Source organism: Mycobacterium sp. NTMscope_MAC_269 (assembly GCF_976985695.1).
In genome coordinates, this window is sequence record NZ_OZ335668.1 from 4,399,511 (window position 1) to 4,418,597 (window position 19,087).

Below are 19,087 nucleotides of genomic sequence, written 5' to 3' on the forward strand. Positions count from 1 at the left end.
CTTACACACGTCGAACCGCTACCGGCCCACAAACCGGGCCGGGCGGCGTTCGACGAACGATTGCACACCCTCGGCGGCGTCCTCGCTGGCGAACAACTCGGCCACCGCCGGGCGTAGCCGCTCGATGGCAGCCACGTCCCCGCGCTCGCGGGCCTGGTGAGCCGAGGCCAGCGTGGCCCGAACACCCAGCGGCGCAGCGCGATCGGCGATGGTGTGCGCGATATCGCGCGCCCTGGCCAGCGCTTCGGCGGCGTCGTCGGCCACCTCCTGGACCAGCCCGATGCGGTGCGCCTCGGCCGCGTCGAACTCGTCGCCGGTGAGCAGCCAGCGCATGGCGTTGCCCCAGCCGGCCACCCGCGGCATGCGGATCGTCGCCCCGCCGAACGGATAGATCCCGCGCCGCACCTCCAGCTGCGTGAACCGAGTGCCGGTCGCGGCGACGCGGATGTCGGCGGCGAGCAGCAGTTCGATGCCCAGCGTCATGCACCAGCCGTGCGCGACCGCGACCAGCGGCGTGCGCCAGTCACCGTCGAGGCGCCACGGATCGCGCCCGCCGTCCGGGAAGGCCAGCTCTCCGCTCGCGATACCCGGGCCGACGTCGACGAGGTCAAGACCGGCCGTGAAATGGTCGCCGTGCGCGAACAGCACGCCGGCGCGCACCGCGGGATCGGTCTCCAGGACGCCGTAGGCCCGGGACAGGTCGGCCAGCATCGCGCGATCGAATGCGTTGCGTTTCTGCGGTCGGTTGAGGCCGATGAGCAGGACGTGGCCGTCGCGCTGCAACGACACGGTGTCCAGGTTCGGCAGGGCGGGTTGAGTGGTCATCGGGATAGTGAAGCGAAGTTCTAGTGATTATGCAATACAGCATATTTCCGCGCTGATTCCGCCGCCGCAGGTGCGGACTGCGGCACCGACCATGCGCCATTTGTGCGGCGTACGTCACATTGCGGCTGAGAAATTGCTTAATTTACGGATGTCTTATATGGTTCTTAGCATAATCAAGGGCCGCACACAGGCCGGGAGAACACCATGTGGATCATTGAGCTCAACGTCGCCGGCTATCAATTCACCCGCGAGATGCCAGACTTGCGGCGCCGGACATTCCGCTTCAGCCCGCGTCACATGCACTGGCCGGCGCTGCGCCACTCGCACGCTGCATGACGCCAGCCCCGGGAGGTACGCCAGTGCCGACTATCGGTGACGCCACCAAGGAGCACGCCCCGGCGAAGCGCGGGGGCACGCGGACAAAGATGCTGGCCAGTGCGGCCGAGGTGATGCGCGAGCGCGGAGCCGCGGGCGTGACGATCGACGCGGTGCTCGCCCGCAGCGGCGCCCCTCGCGGCTCGGTCTACTACCACTTTCCCGACGGGCGCAATCAGATCCTGACCGAAGCGCTGCGCTACTCGGGCGACTCCATCACCGCCATGATCGACGACGCCGCCGGCCGGGGCGCACGAGTGTTGTTGCAGGAGTTCGTCGGCTTCTGGGAGCGGCTGCTCACCGACGGCGACTTCGCCGCCGGCTGTCCGGTGGTGGCGGCGGCGATCGGCTGTTCCGACGGTGACGGTCCCAAGCTGTCCGCCGAGGCCGGCGCCATCCTGGGGCGCTGGTGCACCGCGCTCACCCGAGCGTTCGTCAACGACGGCTTCGACGACGCCGATGCCGCTTCGCTGGCCGTGATGTCGATCTCTGCGCTGGAGGGCGCCATCGTCCTGTCGCGGTCGACGCGCAACGCGGGTCCGCTACACCAGGTTGGTGAGCAGCTCGAATTCCTGATCAAGGCAAAGGAATTCGTGCTTCGGAACAAAATTCCGGGCAAGCCCGACGCCTCGCAGTGACGTGGTCAGTCGCTCGCGGGTAGCGGCTTGACCTCTTTGAGGTGCAGTGCGGTCTGCCCGATGCTCAGGCTCCCCGCGCCCGGCTTGGTCACCAGCACCTCGGCGCCGGCTTCGTCCACGTAGCGCTTGCCCATGACCGTGCCGTCGGAGAACGACGGGTCCAGTTCGCCCGAGCGCTCACCGCCCACCGGCACCATCGGCACACCGCCACACCGCAGGTCGTCGAGGCTGTCCGCGCTGCGGACGACGATCACCTGCGTGTCGCATACCTGGCTGGCGAGACGAGTTCCGTTCTTGATCATTGATTCCGTCCTTGATCGCTTACTGCTGGGCCGGCGCGGTGCGCAATCCCGCGAGGGTCTGGATGATTTCCCGCCGCAACACCTTGCCGGTGGCGGTGGTGGGCAGCTCGTCGCGAAACACTACCTCGTCGGGAGTGCGTGATCCGCGCAAACTCTTGCGGACAAACTCGCGCAGTTCGCCCGGGTCGGGGTCGACGCCCGGGGCCGGCACCACCACCGCGACGATCGCCTGGCCCCACTGCGGATCCTCGACGCCGACGACGGCGACGTCGCGCACGTGGGGGTGCTCGACCAGGACCTCTTCGAGCTCGGCGGGCGCGATGTTCTCGCCGCCGCGGATGATGGTGTCGTCGCTGCGTCCGCCGATGAACAGGTATCCCTCGTCGTCGAGCATGGCGATGTCCTTGGTCGGGAACCAGCCGTTCTCGTCGAGCACCGACCCGATGCCGGTGTAGCGGCCCGAGACCTGCTCGCCCCGCACGAACAGCTCGCCGGTCTCGCCCGGCGGCAGCACATTTCCGGCCTCGTCGCGGATCTGCAGCTCGACACCCGCCACCGCCTGCCCGACCGACCCCAGCCGCCTCGCGCCGTCGGCGGTCGGTGCGGCCAGCGCCGCGCGATGGTCGTCGGGAGTCAGCACCGCGATCGTCGAGCTGGTCTCGGTCAGGCCGTAGGCGTTGACGAAACCCACGTCGGGCAGCAGCTCGAGCGCCCGGCGAACCAGCGGCAGCCCGACCTTGGAGCCGCCGTAGGCCAGGTTGCGCAGCGACGGCAGCGAGATGGCCCCCCCATCGCCGTTCTCCAGCACCGTGATGATGCGGTCGAGCATGGTCGGCACCACCGTCGCGGTGGTCACGTTCTCCGTCTTGATCAGCCGAACCCATTCCTGCGCATCGAAATTGGGCAGGTACACCATCTTGCGGCCGGCATACAGATTCGACAGCGCGGCGCTGACCCCGGCGATGTGGTACGGCGGCACGCAGATCAGCGCCGCGTCGGTGTCGGCGGCCGCCCCGAACTCCACCGTCCCGGTGACGTAACTGGTCAGGTTGTTGTGCGAGAGCTCTACGGCCTTGGGCTGCGAGGTGGTGCCGGAGGTGAACAGCACGATCGCAACGGAATCCGGATCGGGAAACTCTGCGGCGGGCTCGGCGCCGCGGGCCGCCTCCAGGAAATCGTCGGAGACCATCACCCGGTCCGATACGTCGCCGATGGTGTCGCGGTAGCGGGCGTCCACGACCACCAGCGGTTCGGGCAGGCGCTCGATCAACGCCCGGATGCCCTCGGCGGAGAGCCGGTAATTGATCGGGGTGAAGGCCACCCCCGCGCGGGCCGCGGCGAAGATCAGCACCGGCAGCATCGCACCGCCGGTGCCCACGTAGACCAGGTGCTTGGCGCCCGAGGCCGCGACCACTCCCGCCCCGCCGTCGGCAAGATCGCTGAGCTGCTGCGTGGTCAGCCGCAAGTCCCCGGACACCACCGCCGTGCGCTCGGCGTCGCCCGACGCGGCCATCTCGAGCAGCAACGAAATGCTCATCCTCGATCTTTCTCCGGTTTCAACGCGTTACAAAGCTGACCAAAAGTGTCATGCCCGACTGTAGTTTAGATCACGCAAGCATCGTGCGGCCCAGCACCGTCGGCCCTCCGTATCGCCCGAGCATGGCGGCGACGTTTACCCGCAGCTGACGGTGGGTTAACCCACCCCGAAGCCCGCGCGGGCCACGTTCGCGCCCGAAGGCACAAACACCATTGACCTAGTGGGGGAACCACGTGGAATTGACTTCGACCACCGGCCACATCCAGACACCGCCGGCGCCGAGCGCGCTGACCAGGCTGCGCGCCGGGCTGCCCGGCGCGATGCTCGCCGAGTTCTTCGGCACCTTCGTCCTGCTGCTGCTCGGGCTCGGCACCTGCGCGCTCAACGTGGTGGGGTTGCCCGGGTCGGGCCGCCAAAGCGTGCCGTTCGGCCCGGCAAACTGGCTGATCATCGTGTTCGGGTGGGCGTTCGCCGTGATGCTCGCGACCTACGTCGCCGGCGGGATCAGCGGCGCGCACCTCAACCCGGCGGTCACACTGGCCTTTGCGGTGGCGCGAAAGTTCGACTGGCGCAACGTCATTCCGTATTGGGTCGCCCAGCTGATCGGAGCCTTCAGCGCCGCGGCCGCGGTCTACGCCGTCTACGGCTCGGCGATCGACAACTACAACGCGACCCATCACCTCACCCGCCCGGAGTCGCAGGACACCTACTCGATCTTCGGAACCTTTCCCGCCGAGTACTTCCACGGCGGCTACTGGGGCCCTCTGCTCGACCAACTCGTCGGCACCGCCATCCTGGTCGCACTGGTCGCGGCTCTGATCGACCACCGCAACCAGGCGCCGGCGGGCAACATGGCGCCGCTGATCATCGGTTTCGTCGTCGCGGTGATCGGCTGCTCCTACGGGACCAACGCGGGCTACGCGCTCAACCCCGCCCGCGACCTGGGGCCGCGCGTCTTCACGTACTTCATGGGCTGGGGGAAGCTGGCCTTCTCCGGCGACTACGGCGGCACCACCGGATACTGGTGGATTCCGATCGTCGGCCCGCTGGTCGGTGCCGTGGTGGGCATCCTCACCTACGACTTCTTCATCGGCCACGTGCTCGACGCGCGTGCGACGATGCTGCTGACGCCGGAGCCGGGCCTGGCGCCGCTGCCGACCACCCACGCCGCATCGACGGTGGCCGGGCCGGTCACCGTCGAGGACAGCGTGGATTCGGAAAGCGTTGGGGCGAAGAGGATCAGGCCGCCTAGTGGATCAGGTTCCCGTCCACTTGGGCGGGCGCTTCTCGGCGAAGGCGATGGCGCCTTCCTTGGCGTCGTTGGAGGAGAACACCGGAGCCAGCAGCTTGTTCTGCTCGGCGAACATGGTCTCGGGGCTCCAGCCGCGGGACTCGACGATGATCTGCTTGGTGGCGGCCACCGCCAGCGGGCCGTTCGCCGCGATCTTCTCGGCCAGCTCGATCGCCGCGTCCAGCGCCGATCCCGGATCGGCCAGGACGTTGACCATCCCCAGCGCGTGCGCGCGCTCCGCGCTCAGGTTTTCACCGGTCAGCGCCAGTTCCATGGCGATCGCCGACGGGATGCGCTGGGGCAGCCGCAGCAGCCCCCCACCCCCGGCGACCAGGCCGCGCTTGACTTCCGGGATGCCGAACGCCGAGTCCTTGGAGGCCACGATCAGGTCGGTCGCCAGCGCGAGTTCGGTGCCGCCGGCCAGCGCGTAGCCCTCGACCGCCGCGATCAGCGGCTTGACCGGTGGGCGTTCGGTGAAGCCCATCCCGCGGCCCTCGACGATGGGGAGCTCACCCCGGGCGAACGCCTTCAAATCCATGCCCGCACAGAACGAGCCGCCCGCGCCGGTGAGGATGCCCACCGACAGTCCTGGCTCGCTGTCGAGCCGGTCGACCGCAGCGGCCAGGCCGTTGGCCACCGCCGAGTTGACCGCATTCTTGGCCTTCTGCCGGTTGATCGTGATGATGAGGATCCGGTCCCGCTGTTCGACCAGGACTTCGGGCTCGTTGGCCTCTTGGTTTTCGCTGCTCACGCGCCGCACAGCTCCTTCAGGTATCGGTGGCTCCTGTCGGACCGATGGTAGCGGTCGGCGGGAATCGCGTTAACGTAGCCCGAGATTCGGATTACCGCTGGACGCGGTCACCGGCCAGGACGGGCCGGTCAGGCCGGCGCCATCGCGGCTTCGACGGGGGTGAGCTTCTCCGAAAGCCCTGCGGCCCTGCGTATTTCGATGAAGTCGCTGACCATGGCGTCGGTGACCTCGTGCGGGTCCTCACACGTGGAGCCGTCGGCGAGCACGGAGATGTTGAGCTGATCGACGTAACTCCACACGGTGATGTTGAGCCCGCTGCCAGCGGTCAACGGACCCACCGAGTAGATCTCGGTGACCAGCGCCCCGCCCACCCGGCCGCGCTCCCGCGGCCCGGGGACGTTGGAGATGTTCAGGTTGAGGATCTTGTTGTGTCCATCGCGGCCGGACGCCCACCGGAAGAAGGCCTGAGTGGGACCGGGCGGCATGTAGGCCGCCCACCGGCTGACCAGCTCCGGTCCCATCAGCTGGTTACTCTCCTTGGCGGCGATGGCGTTCTCGTGGCTGCACCGCACCCGCTCCAGCGGATCGTCGGAATCGGTCGGTAGGCCCACCAGGACGCCGGTGAAACGATTGCCGGAAATCCGCTCGGGCGAGAAGTCAAAACTCATCGGCACCGACGCCAGCAACGGTTCGGCCTTGCCGTCGTAGCGCAACAACAGGGTCCGCAACGCCCCCGTCGCCATGGCCAGGACCATGTCGTTGATCGTCGCCCCGAGCCGCTTGCCGGTCTCCTTGACGTCGGCCAGCGCCAGCGTGGCGGTGGCGAACCGCCGCTCCGGGGTGATCTTGTGGTTCATGAACGTCGGTGGCGGCTCGAACGGCCGCGTCAGCTCCGGAGAGAATTTGCGCGTGCTGCGGCGCACCCGGCCCAGACCCTGCGCGGTGTAGCGGATGGTGTGCGGTATCCGCCCGACGTGGCGCACGTGGTCGGCGACGGCCGACGTCATCAGCTGGCGCGTGGTGGGGGCCGGGTCGCAGACGTACTTCTCGCCCTCCGGACCCGGCTGCAGGTCCATGCCTCGGGCCAGCAGGTTCGCCGAGGCGACGCCGTCGGCGAGGGCGTGGTGGATTTTGCCGACCACCGCAATCCTGTTGTTGGCCAAGCCTTCCACGAAGTACATCTCCCAGAGCGGGCGGCTGCGATCGAGCGGGGTGCTGGCGATTTGCCCGATCGCCTCGTCCAGCTCGCGGCGGCCCCCGGGCGGCGCCACCCGCCAGGGTCGGATGTGATAGCTCAGGTCGAGCTCGCAGTTCTCCCGCCACATCGGGTGGTGGAAACCGAACGGCACCTCGATCAGCTGGTAGCAGAACGGATCCAGCTTGTTCAGCCGGCCCGCGATCACTTCGCGAAACGTGTCGACGTCCAGGGAACGCCGATCGACGTCCAGTTCGATGACGGCGGCTTTGATGGTGTGCATGTGCACGTTCGGTGCTTCGCTGTACAGCAGTACCGAGTCCCAGCCGCTAAGCCTCTTCACCGCTGCCCCTTACCCATAGAGGGACCATACTCAGCGGCGCCAGCTCAGATAACCTCTTTTGCCCCGATCCGTGCCTTGGTGCGATAAACCTGGTTGAGGAACAGCGAGGCGACGTGCGCCGCCGCGCCGGCGCGCTCGCCGTCGATGAGGTCGTAGCCGTGGCCCGCGCCGGGCAACTCCAGGTAGCCGACCGTCGAATGCGATACCGTGCGCAGCCGCTCGACGAAGCTGCGCGCCTGCTCGACGGGGATGACGCTGTCCTTGCTGCCGTGAATCACCAGGAACGGCGGCGCATTACGGTGCACGCGGGCGATCGGCGACGCGGCCCGAAAGACCTCGGGGTGACGGGCGATCGACTTTCTGACCACGACCCGCTCGAGGAAATCGACGAACCGGGCCCGCTCCGGCGTCGAGCGGTCCTCCCAGTCGTAGCGGCCATAGATTCCGACGACCGCGTCCACCGACGTGTCCGCACCCTCGGGGAGCTTCGTCTGGTACTGCGGGTCGTCGGGGGTCAGCCCGGCCAGCGCGCACAGGTGGCCGCCGGCCGAACACCCCGCTATCGCAACGAAATTGCGATCGCCGCCGAATTTGTCGACGTTGGCGCGCGCCCATGCGATGGCGGTTTTGACGTCGACGATGTGGCGCGGCCAGCGGTGGTGTGGCGCGACGCGGTAGTCGACCGCCAGGCACACCCATCCCTGCTCGGCCAGCCGTGACATCAGCACGGATCCCTGACCCATGCACCTGCCGTGCACCCAGGCGCCGCCCGGCAGGAAGATCAGGACCGGGGCGGGTTGCGCGGGCAGGTCTTTGCGCCGCCAGACGTCGAGTACCTGCGCGGGGTGATCGCCGTAGTGGACGGCGCGGCGATACAGGTGGCGCCGCTGGCGCAGGCTGTCCCAAATCGGCGGGGTCCGTTCGGCCGCCGGCCAATCCATCTCGAGGTCCGCCGCCGACACGACCCCCCGCAGGGCGGCGAGCGAGACCTGCCGCGTGCTCTCGCGGTCGCGGCGCCGCGCGTCGTTGATCCCCGGGGTGAACCAGTCCTTGGTCGCCGCCGAAATCGCCTCCGGGGCGTGCCGCGCCCCCCACACGCCCATCGCGGTCATGCCCGCCAGCGGCTCGAGGTGTTTGCCGACCACGGGCAGCGACGCCCCGGCCACGCTGAGCGCCAGCGCATAGTCGGCGGGCCCGGCCCGCAGCAACCATTTCACCCACGGTGTAATGCCCGGTCGGTTCGCCGTCATGTCGGGAACTGTACCCCCGGGTAGGTCACCGAAACTCAGGTTTACGTAGAACCGGCTATGGTTGCGGCCGGGCTTTGCCCGGCGGTGTCGCTGAAAGGCTTATTTACCCTGTTTGAAATGCATTTCGCGGTTCGCTGCGCGCGGCGGATTTAGCTGTGCACGACACGCTTACACGGCCGCCAGGCTGGCGATCACCCGATCGCCGATCAGGCGGACGCCGGTCAGCGTCAGCCCCACCTGCGCGGCCAGCGCGGCCGCGCTGTCCACCCCGACGGTGGCCCAGCGAAACCACGGGCCGACCTCACCCGAGGATTCGAGGCGGACCCAGCGCGACCGGATGCCGATGGTCTCGGCTTCGAATTCGGCCACGCAACGGCCGCCGCGGGCCAACAGCTCGAACGCGCGCCCCAGGATCCGCAGCGGGTCCCCGCCGAGCCCGACGTTGCCGTCGACCAGCAACACCGTGTGCCACAGGCCCATCCCGGGCAGCTCCTCGAACACGTCACCCAACAGGGCCGGTGCACCGCCGCGACCTGCCAGCTGGATCGCGGCCGCGGACCGGTCGATACCGAGCGCGGGGATGCCCCGCTGGATCAGCCTCGCCACCAACCGCCCCGGACCGCAGCCCAGCTCGATGGTCGGCCCGGTGCACATCTGCGTGACGGCTTCGTCGAACACCTCGTCGACGTCACCTGAGAGGCCTGAGCCGTTCGGGGGACAGCGCACGCCCAGCCAGCGGTGCGCCGGCAGCGGCCGCAGTTCGCCGTCGTCATGGCGGATCCAACATCGCTCCCCGCCCAGTGCCCGATCGTAAAGTTGCCCCAGCATGTCTCGCCCCTCGCGTCGCGGCCGATCGGGCGGCCTGCAGACGCTCGGCCCCAGGCGGGACGTCGCGAACACGAGCCGGCAAACCCAACAAGCTGACGGCAAGCACGTTCGCCAGCATTGCACCGATACCCCGATCGTGGCTCGGTTAATCCACTGCCTTGCAGGGCCTGCGCGGGCCCGTTTGGGGCTACGTGGCAGCGGCCGTTTCGGTTCGATGGAGGTGTCGCGTCACGCGAACAGAAACGTGTCCAACAGTGCGTTCACCCGGTCGGGGTCCTCCAGCGCCGCGAGGTGCGCGACGCCGTCCAGCACGGTGAAGGACGCGGTGGGGATCGACTCGGCCATGGCCCGGGTTTCGGCCACCGGGAAGGTCGCGTCTTCCGCGCCGGCGACCACCAGCACCGGCGCCGTGACGCGGCCCAGCAGGGCGTGCTGATCCGGTCGGGCCGAGACCACGCTGCGCACCGCCCAGCGGACCGAATCGGTGTCCACCGCAGCCACATTGGTGCGCACGGTCTCGACCACATCCGGCCGGGTGCGCAGCGTGGTCGGCCCCAGGAAGGCGCGGATGCTCGACCGCGTCAGCGGCGGCCGGATGCCGCCGAGCATATTCGCCAGCCACAGCATGGCGGAGTACTGAACCTTTTGCGCGACACCGGCTTTGGAGGCGGTGCAATTCATCAGCACGGCGCGGTCGAGCCGGTCGGGGTGCAGGGCGGCGAAGGTTCCGCCGATCATCCCGCCCCAGGAATTACCCACGAAGTGCGCCCGGTCGAGGCCGAGTCCGTCCAGCAGGTCGACGACGCAGCGCGCGCAGTCGGAAAAGCTGAACGGCGCGCTCAGCGGCGCACTACCCCCGTGGCCTGGCGGGTCGATGAGCACCAGGCGATGGCTGTCGCCGAAGCGCGCGGCCTGACCGGCCCACAGCTCGCCCGTCATCAGCAGGCTCGGCCACAGCAGAACGGCGGGCCCGGTTCCGTTGCTCACCTGGACCCTGAGCGTCCCCAGGACCGTGTCGATCAGTCGGGTGGCGAGGTGGGGGACGTTTGCGGGCACGCTGCCTCCTGAGGTCAGAACACCGATAGCGGTCCTTTGATTTTCCCCGTCGGTGATACTGGATCGGTGACGAACGACGCTGTTCATCCTGACCTGCAAAGACTCGCCCGCTTCGCTCCTCGGCGCCTCGTCGGCCCCCGCACCCTGCCCGTCATGCGGGTGGCGATGGCCTGGCGGGGACGCCTCGGCAAGCCCGTCCGCGACGTCGAGGTGATCACCCTCGAGTCGGGAGCCGGCGTCCGGCTGTTCCGCCCCGCGGGCGTCAGCGAGCCGACGCCCGCGCTGCTGTGGATCCACGGCGGCGGCTATGTGATCGGCGACGCCCGGCAGGACGACCGGTTGTGCAGCGGGTTCAGCAGGCGGCTGGGCATCACCGTCGCGTCGGTGGAATACCGCCTGGCACCCGAACATCCGTATCCCGCACCGCTGGAAGACTGCTACGCGGCGCTGAGCTGGCTCGCCGGACTGCCGTCGGTGGACCGGTATCGGGTGGCCATCGGGGGTGCCAGTGCCGGCGGCGGCCTCGCCGCGGCCCTGGCCCTGCTGGCCCGCGACCGCGCCGAGGTGAGTCCCTCATTCCAGCTGCTGACCTACCCCATGCTCGACGACCGCAGTTCGGCCACGGCGCCCAGCGCCAACTACCGGCTCTGGGACAACCGCAGCAACCGATTCGGCTGGGCCGCGTACCTGGGCAACGCGGATCCCGAGGTCGCCGTGCCCGCCCGCCGCGACGATTTGAGCGGGTTGCCGCCGGCGTGGATCGGTGTGGGAACGCACGACCTGTTCCACGACGAAGACCTGGCCTACGCCGAACGACTCACGGCCGCCGGGGTGCCGTGTCAGGTCGAGATCGTTCCCGGCGCCTTCCACGGATTCGACCTGGTCGCGCCCAAACTCCAAGTGTCGCAGAAGTTTTTCGGCAGCCAGTGCGACATCCTGCGCGCGGCGCTCGCGCCGGCGGCGTGATCGCCGGTCACATCGCGAAGTAGACCAGCTCGCCACCGATGACGGTGGCGGCGACCATGCCGGCGTCGAGCTCGGCCAGCGCCGTCACCGGCGGCTCGCTGAGCACGCACAGGTCGCCGGGCTGCCCGGTGCGCACGGCGCGTGGCCGCTCCGGCTGGTCCGCCCGGCCCAAAAACATCGTCAAAGCCGTTGACGGCGAGACACATTCGTTGGTGCCCAGAACGGCTCCGCTCGGTGTGGTGCGGTGCACCGCGGCGCGCATCGCCGTCCACGGGTCGCCGTGGCCGAACGGCATGTCGGTGGACAGCGCAACCGGCACCCCCGCGTCGCGCAGCGCCGCGACGCGCCACAGCTGATCGTGCTCGGCGACGGGAACCTCGGCGAGGTACTGATCGCCGCGCTCGGCCACGAAGTTGGGCTGCGTGACCACGGTGATCTGGAGATCGGCCAAGTCGGCCAGGCTTTCCTCGGGCACCACCGCTGCGTGTTCGATGCGGTCGCGCGGGTGGACACCGGCCCCGCGCAGGGCCGCGATGGTCACCACCAGCTGCGCGGCGGTCACGCAGTGCACTGCGACGGGTTGCCCCGTGTTGTGCTGCCGGGCAATCCATTCCGTGAGGCCGTCGAGGTCGAGGCGGTCATCGTGCAGGATTTTCTTGCCCGGGGACAGGAAGCTGAGCCGGGGCCGGAACTCGCCGCGGCCGTGCGCCGCCACCAGCGAGGCCATGTCGTCGGCGTCGAGATCGGGGGTGGCGTCGGTGACGCCGGTGACACCGGTCGCCGTGATGCGGCGGCTGAGTTCGGCCAGGTCGGTTTCGCGCCGGTCCAGGGCCTGCGACCAGCCGTCATCGGCGCTGCGCAGTCGCCCGTCGGGGTGTTCGGCCAGGCCGACCCGGCCCAGCGCCTCGGAGTTGAGGATCCACAGGGCGCCGCTGCGATGCTGGATGCGCACGGGCACGCTGCGGACCATCGCGTCCAGCGCGGTCCGGTCGAGTTCTCCGGCGACCGAATCGTGGTAGCCGACAGCGCGTATCCACCCGTCGGGACCCGGCGTGGCGTTCGTCAGCAGTTGGGTGAGCTCGGCTTCGGTGCTGACCCCGGGCGGCCCGACGAAAAACGAATCGAGCGCCGAGGCCGCCGAGCGCAGGTGGACGTGGTGGTCGTGCAGCCCGGGCAGCACGGTCCCGCCGCCCGCGTAGAGCACACCCTCCCCGTCCTTGGGTGAAAGCCCCTCCCCCGCCGGCGCCATCTCTTCGATCTGCGCGCCGACCCTGATGTCGGTCACGGTGCCGTCCAGCAGGGCCGCTTGACGAATCAGCATGACAGGCAGCGTTTTTGGGCGACCAACTGGCGCACGGCATCGTTGTCGGCGCCCAGCGCGGACGCGACCGTTGTCGCCGGCGGGGCGGGCGGCGGTAATACCGGCCCGGGTGACTCCGACGGCCCGGTCTGCAGCGCCGCATAGGTCGCGGCGACGGCCGCCATGCGGAGTTGGATCAATTCGCCGCCGCCGCGCGCCAGGGACTCCGCAACCGCGAGGGCCGCCTCCAGCCCGGTGAGCGGGTCGGCGATGGCGTCGCCGCAGAACACCGGACCCTCCTCGCTGATCCCCACCAGGCCGCCGCCGACGGCGGCATCATCCCCGAATCCCGGCCTGCGGCCGTCATAGGCGGTGATTTGCAACCAGATTCGGCCCGGCCGTGCCGCGATGTCGTCGGGCCCGAGGCCCCGGCGCGCCAGCGCCGCCGGGCGGGAGCCCTCGATGACGACGTCGCTGACCGCGAGCAGCTCGCGCAATTCGTCGGCTTGCTCGTCGAAATCGATGCCATAGCAGAGCTTTTCGTGGTTCGTCCAATCGAAAAAGGACTGGTCACCGGCGCGGGTGCCGTCCGGGCGGCGCGGGCTTTCCACCTTGATCACCGTCGCCCCGGCGCGGGCCAGCAGCTGACCGCACAGCGGGCCCGCCCACATCGAGGACAGATCGGCCACCACCAGACCGCGCGGCGGGCGTGGCGGCGCCGGCGAGCCGATTCGCCGGGTGCGCGGCGGCGCCGCCGTCACCTCGCCCAGGGCCGCCGCCGGGATGTCGAGCAGCGCCGCCCGCTCGACGATGTCGGCCGCCGCGTTGGCGGTGGCCCACCGCTGCAGCTCGGGCCACGGGTCGGTGTCCACCTCGTCGACCTGCAGGAGCGCGGGAACGGCGGCGAGGTCGTCGGCGCGGGAGAGGGTCAGCGCGCACCAGCCGTCACGCGCCGCGAGCAAGCGGGTGGCCCCGCCGGGCGACACCCGGCCGGCTCGGGTCAGGCCCCGCAGGGCGGCGCGCCCGGTCAGCAGCTCGGCCGCGTCGACGTCGATGCCCCACCGGCCCGCGATGGCCGCGGTGACCTCGCGCGCCCTGGACAGCACGAGGGCGCGGGAGAAGTCGGCGGGCCCGTCGGGCAGGCCGGTCAGGTAGGCCAGTCCGCTGCGTCCCCAGGTGGTTGCGGCCGAGCTCACGCCCCCCATTGTGCTCGTGGCGCACATCGTCGTTAGAACTGCAGCGCGCGGAACCGCCAGTCCAGCACCGGACGGTCCGGCCCGCCGTCGGCGCCGCCGGCCGCATACACCAGCGAGCGCAGCCCGAGCACTCCCCCATGCTCGGTCGGTTCGGCGGATTCGATGTGCAACTCGCTGTAGAGGGTGTCGCCCTCGTGCACGGGGCCCGTGTGATCGCACGACTGCCAGCCCAGCACGGTGACCAGGTTGGGCAGCAGCCTGCTGGCCTGCGCGAGCGCCAAGCCGATGGTATGCCCGCCATACACCAGCCGGTTCCCACCCACCCGCGAATCATGGTGGGTCGCAGCGATATTGAGCGTGAGCCGGGCGAGCTCGGGGGCGCTGGTGACGACGTCGGCGGTGCTGTGCAGCACCGAGCCCGCCAGGCCGGGATCGAAGTGCGGCCCGGGGACCTTGGTGCGGAAGACTTCGCCGTCCCACTGGGCGACCGGATCGTGGGCCGGGCCGGGCGCGTCGACGCCGATGGTGGACAGGTCGTCGTGCGGCGCACTGTCGGGATCGAAATCCGGGCTGGCGGGCAGCATGCCGCACCGGTAGAAATCGAGCACCAACTGATCGGCCTGGTCGATGGTGATCATCCGCAAGGCCGCCAGGCCTGTCGCGGCCCGGCCCGGCTTGGGCGAATTGGCCCGCAGCCCAACCACTTCGGTGCGGGTGTAGAGGGAATCGCCGATGACCGGGAACCGGTGAAACACCAGGCCGCGATAGAAGAGGTTCGCCTTGACCCGCTGCGTCACCAGCGTCGACTGGCCGATCGCCACGTCGCACACCAATCCCGGGTGGGCCAGCGGCGCGGGGAGGCCCGTCACTGCCCCGCACAGATCGGCGTCCAGCGCCAGGCGCAGCCGGTCGCCCACAATCGCCTGGTGGGCGCCCGCCAAGCCGGACGACACGGTCATCGACGGCGCCCAGTCGAACACCTGCCCCACCGAGAGGTCGTCGAAGTACGGTCCACCCTCGCGAATCCGCGCATACCCGTCACTAGTCACAACGCCACATGCTGGCAGGCTGTGGAATCGAGGGTCAATCCGGATCAACCCCCAACGTCGACTTGTTGGCGCCAATTTGTACTTCCCTTCAGGGGGTGAATGCAACAGCTTCTAGATGAGGAGTTGTTGTGCGTCCGTCGTCGTTGTCATGGTTGGGCCGTCGGTTTTGGGATCACATCAAGGAGGGAATGTCGCCCGGTGAGGCCGGGGTGGCTGTCGGCGTGTCGATGTCCAGTGGTCAGCAATGGTTTGCTGATGCTGGCGGGGTGAGACCAAAGTTTCCAGCAGTTGGGCCCCGCTCGCGGCCTCGGCTGAGCTATGAGGAGCGCGAAGAGATCCAGGACGGTGTGGCCCGTGGCGAGTCGATCCGTGACATCGCGAATCGGTTGGGTCGTCACCCAACGACGGTGATGCGTGAGATCAACCGCAATGGGTGGTGCCGCGGGCGCTACCGGGCGCGGTATCGATTCGGCGCCCGATGGCGCGGCGGGTGGGATCCCCGGCCGCGTTATCGCGCGAGTAAGGCCCATGCGCGCGCCCGGGAGCGGGCTCGCCGGCCCAAACCGGGCAAGCTGGCCACCAACCAGCGGCTGCATGATGAGGTGCAGACTCGGTTGCAAGACCAGCACAGTCCCACCCAGATTGCTCAGCGGCTGGTGATGGATTTTCCCGACGAGGCGGAGATGCGGGTGTCCCACGAGACGATCTATCAAGCGATTTACGTTCAGGGCAAAGGGAACTTGCGCCGCGAGTTGCACAGCTGCCTGCGCACCGGGCGTGCACTGCGCAAACCCCAGCGCCGCGCCGATCAGCGCCGCGGCCGCATCCCGAACATGGTCAACATCAGCGAGCGCCCACCCGAGGTCGAAGACCGCGCCGTACCCGGGCATTGGGAGGGCGATCTGATCCTGGGCAGCGCCGCATCGGCCTCGGCGATCGGCACCGTGGTGGAGCGGATGACGCGGTTCGTGATGCTGCTGCACCTGCCTGAGGACCACACAGCGCTGGCGCTGCAGGAGGCCATCGTGGCCAAAATGGCGCAGCTGCCGGCAATCCTGCGCAAAACACTGACCTGGGATCAAGGCAAAGAAATGGCCAACCACATCGCCATCGCCGAGGCCGCCCAACTGGATATCTACTTTTGCGACCCCCACTCACCGTGGCAGCGCGGCACCAACGAAAACACCAACGGACTGCTGCGCCAATACTTTGCTAAAGGCACCGACCTATCCGCGTTTCCCGCCGACTACCTCGACTACGTCGCCGCCAAACTCAACAACCGGCCCCGCCAAACACTGGGCTGGAAAACCCCCGCCGAAGCCCTCGACGAACTACTCTCCAACCCGTCAAAACCACCCGCTGTTGCAAACACCGCGTGAAACCGCCGTAGGTTTTTGCCCATCAAGTCGACGTTCGGCGCAAATCGGTTAGGTGCTTAGAGGTGAACGACGAAGAGGACATGCTGGTCGCGACGGTGCGGGCGTTCGTCGACCGCGAGGTCAAGCCGAGCGTGCGCGAGGCCGAACACGCCAATGCCTATCCCGAGGCGTGGATCGAGCAGATGAAGCGGATCGGCGTCTACGGGCTGGCCGTGCCCGAGGAGTACGGCGGTTCGCCGGTGTCCATGCCGTGCTACGTGCGGGTCACCGAGGAGCTGGCGCGAGGCTGGATGAGCCTGGCCGGCGCGATGGGCGGGCACACCGTGGTCGCCAAGCTGCTGACGCTGTTCGGCACCGAGGACCAGAAGCGGGCCTACCTGCCGCGGATGGCCAGTGGCGAGGTGCGCGCCACCATGGCGCTGACCGAGCCCGGCGGTGGATCGGACCTGCAGAACATGGCGACCACCGCGGTGAGCGACGGCGCGGGTGGCCTGGTGATCAACGGCTCCAAGACCTGGATCAGCAACGCCCGCCGTTCCGGGCTGATCGCGCTGTTGTGCAAGACCGACCCGAACGCCACGCCGCGCCACACGGGCGTCTCGATCGTGCTGGTCGAACACGGGCCGGGCCTGACGGTGTCGCGGGATCTGCCCAAGCTGGGGTACAAGGGCGTGGAGTCCTGCGAGTTGTCCTTCGACGACTTCCGGGTGTCGCAAACGGCGATACTGGGTGGCGTTGCGGGCGAAGGCTTTTCACAGATGATGAAGGGGCTGGAAACGGGGCGCATCCAGGTGGCAGCCCGCGCCCTGGGGGTGGCCACGGCCGCGCTCGAGGACGCGCTCGCCTACGCCCAGCAGCGCGAGAGCTTCGGGCAGCCGATCTGGCGGCACCAGTCGGTGGGCAACTACCTGGCCGACATGGCGACCAAACTCACCGCGGCCCGTCAGCTCACCCGCTACGCCGCCGAGCGCTACGACAGCGGTGAACGTTGCGACATGGAAGCCGGGATGGCCAAGCTGTTCGCCTCCGAGGTGGCGATGGAGATCGCCCTGAACGCGGTGCGAATCCACGGCGGCTACGGCTATTCCACAGAATACGACGTCGAACGCTACTTTCGCGACGCGCCCCTGATGATCGTCGGCGAAGGCACCAACGAGATCCAGCGCAACGTGATCGCCCGGCAACTGGTGACGCGCGGCGGGATCTGACCCCGGGCTCGCCAATCTCGCGGCCGCAGAACGGAGTTTGGGAGTATATTTACCTGACTTCTGAACCGAAGGGAAAGGCATCCGCCATGAGTTATCCCCCCGTGCCGCCCGGAGGTTCGCCCGAATGGCCGGGTCAGCAACCGGAATGGCAAGGCCAGCAACCGGACTGGCAAGGCCAGCCGCCGCCGGGATATCCGGCGCAGCCACCCCCGCCGTGGCCGGGCCAGCCGCCCACGGGATGGCCGGCGCCCCAGCCGGGCTGGCAGGGCCAGCCGGAGCCGGAGAACTATCTGGTCTGGGCGATCCTGTGCACGGTGCTGTGCTGCCTGCCGCTGGGCATCGTCTCGATTGTGTACTCCAACAAGGTCTCCGGGTTGTGGGCGCAGGGTCGCTACGCCGAGGCGCAGGAGGCCGCCAACAACGCCAAGAAGTGGGCCATCATCGGTGCGGTCGTGGGCGTCGTCGCGGCGGTGATCTTCGTGCTCATCTACGTCGTCGCCGGGGTGCTCGTCGTCTCCCATCTGCCGTCGACGACCACGACCACGTATTCGAGCTTCTGACGTAAACCGGGTCGCCGAGCGTGGGCGCCAGGTACGAATTTCCTTCACTTTTCATCCGGTTCCCACGCGCTCGGTGAGCCGCAGTGCGGTTGCACGCTAAATCGCGTCCACCAATCCCCAGGCCAGCGCGGTGTCGGCACCCACGGTATGGCCCGACAGCACGAGATACGCTGTGCGCCAACGGCCGATCCGGCGCGTGACGCTGACGGTCCCGCCGGCGCCGGGGATCAGGCCGAGCGCCAATTCGGGGAGCCCGAACACCGCGTCGTCACGGGCGGCGACCCAGCCGCAGAACGCGGCCATCTCCAGGCCGCTGCCCATCACCCGGCCGTGGACCTCGGCGCGGCACGCCCGGCCGAGTCGTGCGGTCAGCGTGTCGAGGGCCAGAGCGGGGCTGTGGCGGGTACGGGCGAGATGGGCGCTCGCCGGGTCGGCGAAGGTGCCGAATTCGGCGAGGTCTCCGCCGCTGCAAAACGATGGACCGTTGCCGCTCAACACGATGCCGGTCACCGAGGGATCCAGCTGCGCGACGGTCAGCGCCTCCAGCAGCGCGGCGCGCGCGTCGGTGGAGAACGCGTTGTGGCGTTGCGGCCGGTTGAACGCGATGCGCACGATGTCGCCGTCGCGGCGCGCCCGCACCGGGTCGGCGATGTCGGGCATGCGGACCGGGCCGCGTTCCTGCAGCCACCGCGCGAATTCCGGGCCGGCCTGCAACGTCGAATATCCCAGTGATTCGGTCACCACCCCGGACAGGGTCGGCCCCGTAGGGTCCACGGCGCGCAACACGTCGTCACAGATCCCGCTGGCATGCGGCCAGCGTCGACAGCGGTCGGTCAGTTCACCCAGCGCATCGGACACGGAATCGACGGTAACCACCCGCCGGTCGGCGCAGGCGTCCTCCGTCAGGGTGAAAGTCGCTGTGTCAAGCCAGGTTCCGTGCCGAGCGATGTCTTCGGCCGAACCGACGGCGACGATCACGCCGGGCGCCGACGCCGGGCCGTCCTGCGGCGCGCTCGACAGGTCGACCACCCGGAGCAT

General features: G+C 69.0%; 18 protein-coding genes and 1 pseudogene. 6 read left to right on the top strand and 13 right to left on the bottom strand.

Features of this window, described 5'->3' with window-relative positions:
* Positions 1–18: 18 nt before the first annotated feature.
* On the bottom strand, positions 19–825 hold the full coding sequence (locus tag ACZ50Z_RS20845; RefSeq protein ID WP_464485246.1) for a crotonase/enoyl-CoA hydratase family protein: 807 nt from the start codon (positions 823–825) through the stop codon (positions 19–21).
* Between the two features lie 425 nt (positions 826–1,250).
* Between ACZ50Z_RS20845 and ACZ50Z_RS20850 the strand changes: the two genes are divergently transcribed.
* The gene (locus ACZ50Z_RS20850) at positions 1,251–1,838 is read left to right on the top strand and encodes a TetR/AcrR family transcriptional regulator (protein WP_464486333.1); all 588 of its coding nucleotides are present in this window, start codon (positions 1,251–1,253) and stop codon (positions 1,836–1,838) included.
* A gap of 5 nt (positions 1,839–1,843) precedes the next feature.
* Here ACZ50Z_RS20850 and ACZ50Z_RS20855 read toward each other — a convergent pair whose 3' ends face one another.
* From ACZ50Z_RS20855 to ACZ50Z_RS20865, 3 genes are all read right to left on the bottom strand, one after another.
* The gene (locus ACZ50Z_RS20855; protein ID WP_464485247.1) at positions 1,844–2,140 is read right to left on the bottom strand and encodes a hypothetical protein; all 297 of its coding nucleotides are present in this window, start codon (positions 2,138–2,140) and stop codon (positions 1,844–1,846) included.
* 19 nt (positions 2,141–2,159) lie between these two features.
* Positions 2,160–3,677 (bottom strand): class I adenylate-forming enzyme family protein, encoded by a 1,518-nt coding sequence (locus tag ACZ50Z_RS20860; RefSeq protein ID WP_464485248.1) that lies wholly within the window; start codon positions 3,675–3,677, stop codon positions 2,160–2,162.
* A gap of 217 nt (positions 3,678–3,894) precedes the next feature.
* Positions 3,895–4,128: a hypothetical protein gene (locus ACZ50Z_RS20865; protein WP_464485249.1), complete on the bottom strand. Its 234-nt coding sequence runs from the start codon at positions 4,126–4,128 to the stop codon at positions 3,895–3,897.
* Between ACZ50Z_RS20865 and ACZ50Z_RS20870 the strand changes: the two are divergent.
* A pseudogene (locus ACZ50Z_RS20870) lies at positions 4,034–4,696 on the top strand (MIP/aquaporin family protein); the annotation flags it as partial. The gene ACZ50Z_RS20865 and the pseudogene ACZ50Z_RS20870 overlap by 95 nt on opposite strands.
* Before the next feature lie 237 nt (positions 4,697–4,933).
* Here the strand turns inward: ACZ50Z_RS20870 and ACZ50Z_RS20875 are convergent.
* From ACZ50Z_RS20875 to ACZ50Z_RS20895, 5 genes are all read right to left on the bottom strand, one after another.
* Positions 4,934–5,719, bottom strand: a complete 786-nt coding sequence (locus ACZ50Z_RS20875) for a crotonase/enoyl-CoA hydratase family protein (protein WP_464485250.1) — start codon at positions 5,717–5,719, stop codon at positions 4,934–4,936.
* Between the two features lie 128 nt (positions 5,720–5,847).
* Entirely contained in the window at positions 5,848–7,257 is a 1,410-nt protein-coding gene (locus ACZ50Z_RS20880; protein ID WP_464485251.1) for a WS/DGAT/MGAT family O-acyltransferase, read from the bottom strand.
* 44 nt (positions 7,258–7,301) lie between these two features.
* Positions 7,302–8,507 carry an alpha/beta hydrolase fold domain-containing protein gene (locus tag ACZ50Z_RS20885; RefSeq protein WP_464485252.1) on the bottom strand — a complete coding sequence of 402 codons (1,206 nt, stop codon included), beginning with the start codon at positions 8,505–8,507 and terminating at the stop codon, positions 7,302–7,304.
* A gap of 168 nt (positions 8,508–8,675) precedes the next feature.
* Entirely contained in the window at positions 8,676–9,335 is a 660-nt protein-coding gene (locus ACZ50Z_RS20890) for a class I SAM-dependent methyltransferase (protein ID WP_464485253.1), read from the bottom strand.
* A gap of 228 nt (positions 9,336–9,563) precedes the next feature.
* The gene (locus ACZ50Z_RS20895; RefSeq protein WP_464485254.1) at positions 9,564–10,391 is read right to left on the bottom strand and encodes an alpha/beta fold hydrolase; all 828 of its coding nucleotides are present in this window, start codon (positions 10,389–10,391) and stop codon (positions 9,564–9,566) included.
* A gap of 66 nt (positions 10,392–10,457) precedes the next feature.
* Between ACZ50Z_RS20895 and ACZ50Z_RS20900 the strand changes: the two genes are divergently transcribed.
* Positions 10,458–11,357: an alpha/beta hydrolase gene (locus tag ACZ50Z_RS20900; protein ID WP_464485255.1), complete on the top strand. Its 900-nt coding sequence runs from the start codon at positions 10,458–10,460 to the stop codon at positions 11,355–11,357.
* A 7-nt stretch (positions 11,358–11,364) separates the two neighbouring features.
* Here ACZ50Z_RS20900 and ACZ50Z_RS20905 read toward each other — a convergent pair whose 3' ends face one another.
* From ACZ50Z_RS20905 to ACZ50Z_RS20915, 3 genes are read right to left on the bottom strand one after another with little or no spacing between them, the layout of a single operon-like run.
* Positions 11,365–12,678 carry an amidohydrolase family protein gene (locus ACZ50Z_RS20905; protein ID WP_464485256.1) on the bottom strand — a complete coding sequence of 438 codons (1,314 nt, stop codon included), beginning with the start codon at positions 12,676–12,678 and terminating at the stop codon, positions 11,365–11,367.
* Positions 12,672–13,862 (bottom strand): CoA transferase, encoded by a 1,191-nt coding sequence (locus ACZ50Z_RS20910; RefSeq protein ID WP_464485257.1) that lies wholly within the window; start codon positions 13,860–13,862, stop codon positions 12,672–12,674. The genes ACZ50Z_RS20905 and ACZ50Z_RS20910 overlap by 7 nt, the downstream gene beginning before the upstream one ends.
* 23 nt (positions 13,863–13,885) lie before the next feature.
* Positions 13,886–14,902 (bottom strand): MaoC family dehydratase, encoded by a 1,017-nt coding sequence (locus ACZ50Z_RS20915; protein WP_464485258.1) that lies wholly within the window; start codon positions 14,900–14,902, stop codon positions 13,886–13,888.
* A gap of 188 nt (positions 14,903–15,090) precedes the next feature.
* On the opposite strand from ACZ50Z_RS20915, the gene ACZ50Z_RS20920 reads away from it, so the two are divergent.
* The 3 genes from ACZ50Z_RS20920 (at position 15,091) to ACZ50Z_RS20930 (ending at position 18,049) form a co-directional block, all read left to right on the top strand.
* Positions 15,091–16,281, top strand: coding sequence for an IS30 family transposase (locus tag ACZ50Z_RS20920; protein WP_464483774.1), 1,191 nt, complete (start codon positions 15,091–15,093; stop codon positions 16,279–16,281).
* A 62-nt stretch (positions 16,282–16,343) separates the two neighbouring features.
* On the top strand, positions 16,344–17,489 hold the full coding sequence (locus ACZ50Z_RS20925) for an acyl-CoA dehydrogenase family protein (protein WP_464485259.1): 1,146 nt from the start codon (positions 16,344–16,346) through the stop codon (positions 17,487–17,489).
* An 86-nt stretch (positions 17,490–17,575) separates the two neighbouring features.
* Positions 17,576–18,049, top strand: a complete 474-nt coding sequence (locus ACZ50Z_RS20930) for a CD225/dispanin family protein (protein WP_464485260.1) — start codon at positions 17,576–17,578, stop codon at positions 18,047–18,049.
* A gap of 96 nt (positions 18,050–18,145) precedes the next feature.
* On the opposite strand, the gene ACZ50Z_RS20935 is transcribed toward ACZ50Z_RS20930, so the two are convergent.
* Positions 18,146–19,087 carry an enoyl-CoA hydratase/isomerase family protein gene (locus ACZ50Z_RS20935; protein WP_464485261.1) on the bottom strand — a complete coding sequence of 314 codons (942 nt, stop codon included), beginning with the start codon at positions 19,085–19,087 and terminating at the stop codon, positions 18,146–18,148.

Bases quoted from the DNA above. Each gene is read 5' to 3' on its own strand.
- ACZ50Z_RS20850 (WP_464486333.1), top strand. From the start codon at position 1,251: ATGCTGGCCAGTGCGGCCGAGGTGATGCGCGAGCGCGGAGCCGCGGGC.
- ACZ50Z_RS20905 (WP_464485256.1), bottom strand. From the start codon at position 12,678: ATGCTGATTCGTCAAGCGGCCCTGCTGGACGGCACCGTGACCGACATC.
- ACZ50Z_RS20920 (WP_464483774.1), top strand. From the start codon at position 15,091: ATGTCGCCCGGTGAGGCCGGGGTGGCTGTCGGCGTGTCGATGTCCAGT.
- ACZ50Z_RS20930 (WP_464485260.1), top strand. From the start codon at position 17,576: ATGAGTTATCCCCCCGTGCCGCCCGGAGGTTCGCCCGAATGGCCGGGT.
- ACZ50Z_RS20855 (WP_464485247.1), bottom strand. From the start codon at position 2,140: ATGATCAAGAACGGAACTCGTCTCGCCAGCCAGGTATGCGACACGCAG.
- ACZ50Z_RS20860 (WP_464485248.1), bottom strand. From the start codon at position 3,677: ATGAGCATTTCGTTGCTGCTCGAGATGGCCGCGTCGGGCGACGCCGAG.
- ACZ50Z_RS20845 (WP_464485246.1), bottom strand. From the start codon at position 825: ATGACCACTCAACCCGCCCTGCCGAACCTGGACACCGTGTCGTTGCAG.
- ACZ50Z_RS20885 (WP_464485252.1), bottom strand. From the start codon at position 8,507: ATGACGGCGAACCGACCGGGCATTACACCGTGGGTGAAATGGTTGCTG.
- ACZ50Z_RS20890 (WP_464485253.1), bottom strand. From the start codon at position 9,335: ATGCTGGGGCAACTTTACGATCGGGCACTGGGCGGGGAGCGATGTTGG.
- ACZ50Z_RS20910 (WP_464485257.1), bottom strand. From the start codon at position 13,862: ATGGGGGGCGTGAGCTCGGCCGCAACCACCTGGGGACGCAGCGGACTG.
- ACZ50Z_RS20865 (WP_464485249.1), bottom strand. From the start codon at position 4,128: ATGATCAGCCAGTTTGCCGGGCCGAACGGCACGCTTTGGCGGCCCGAC.
- ACZ50Z_RS20935 (WP_464485261.1), bottom strand. From the start codon at position 19,087: ATGCTCCGGGTGGTCGACCTGTCGAGCGCGCCGCAGGACGGCCCGGCG.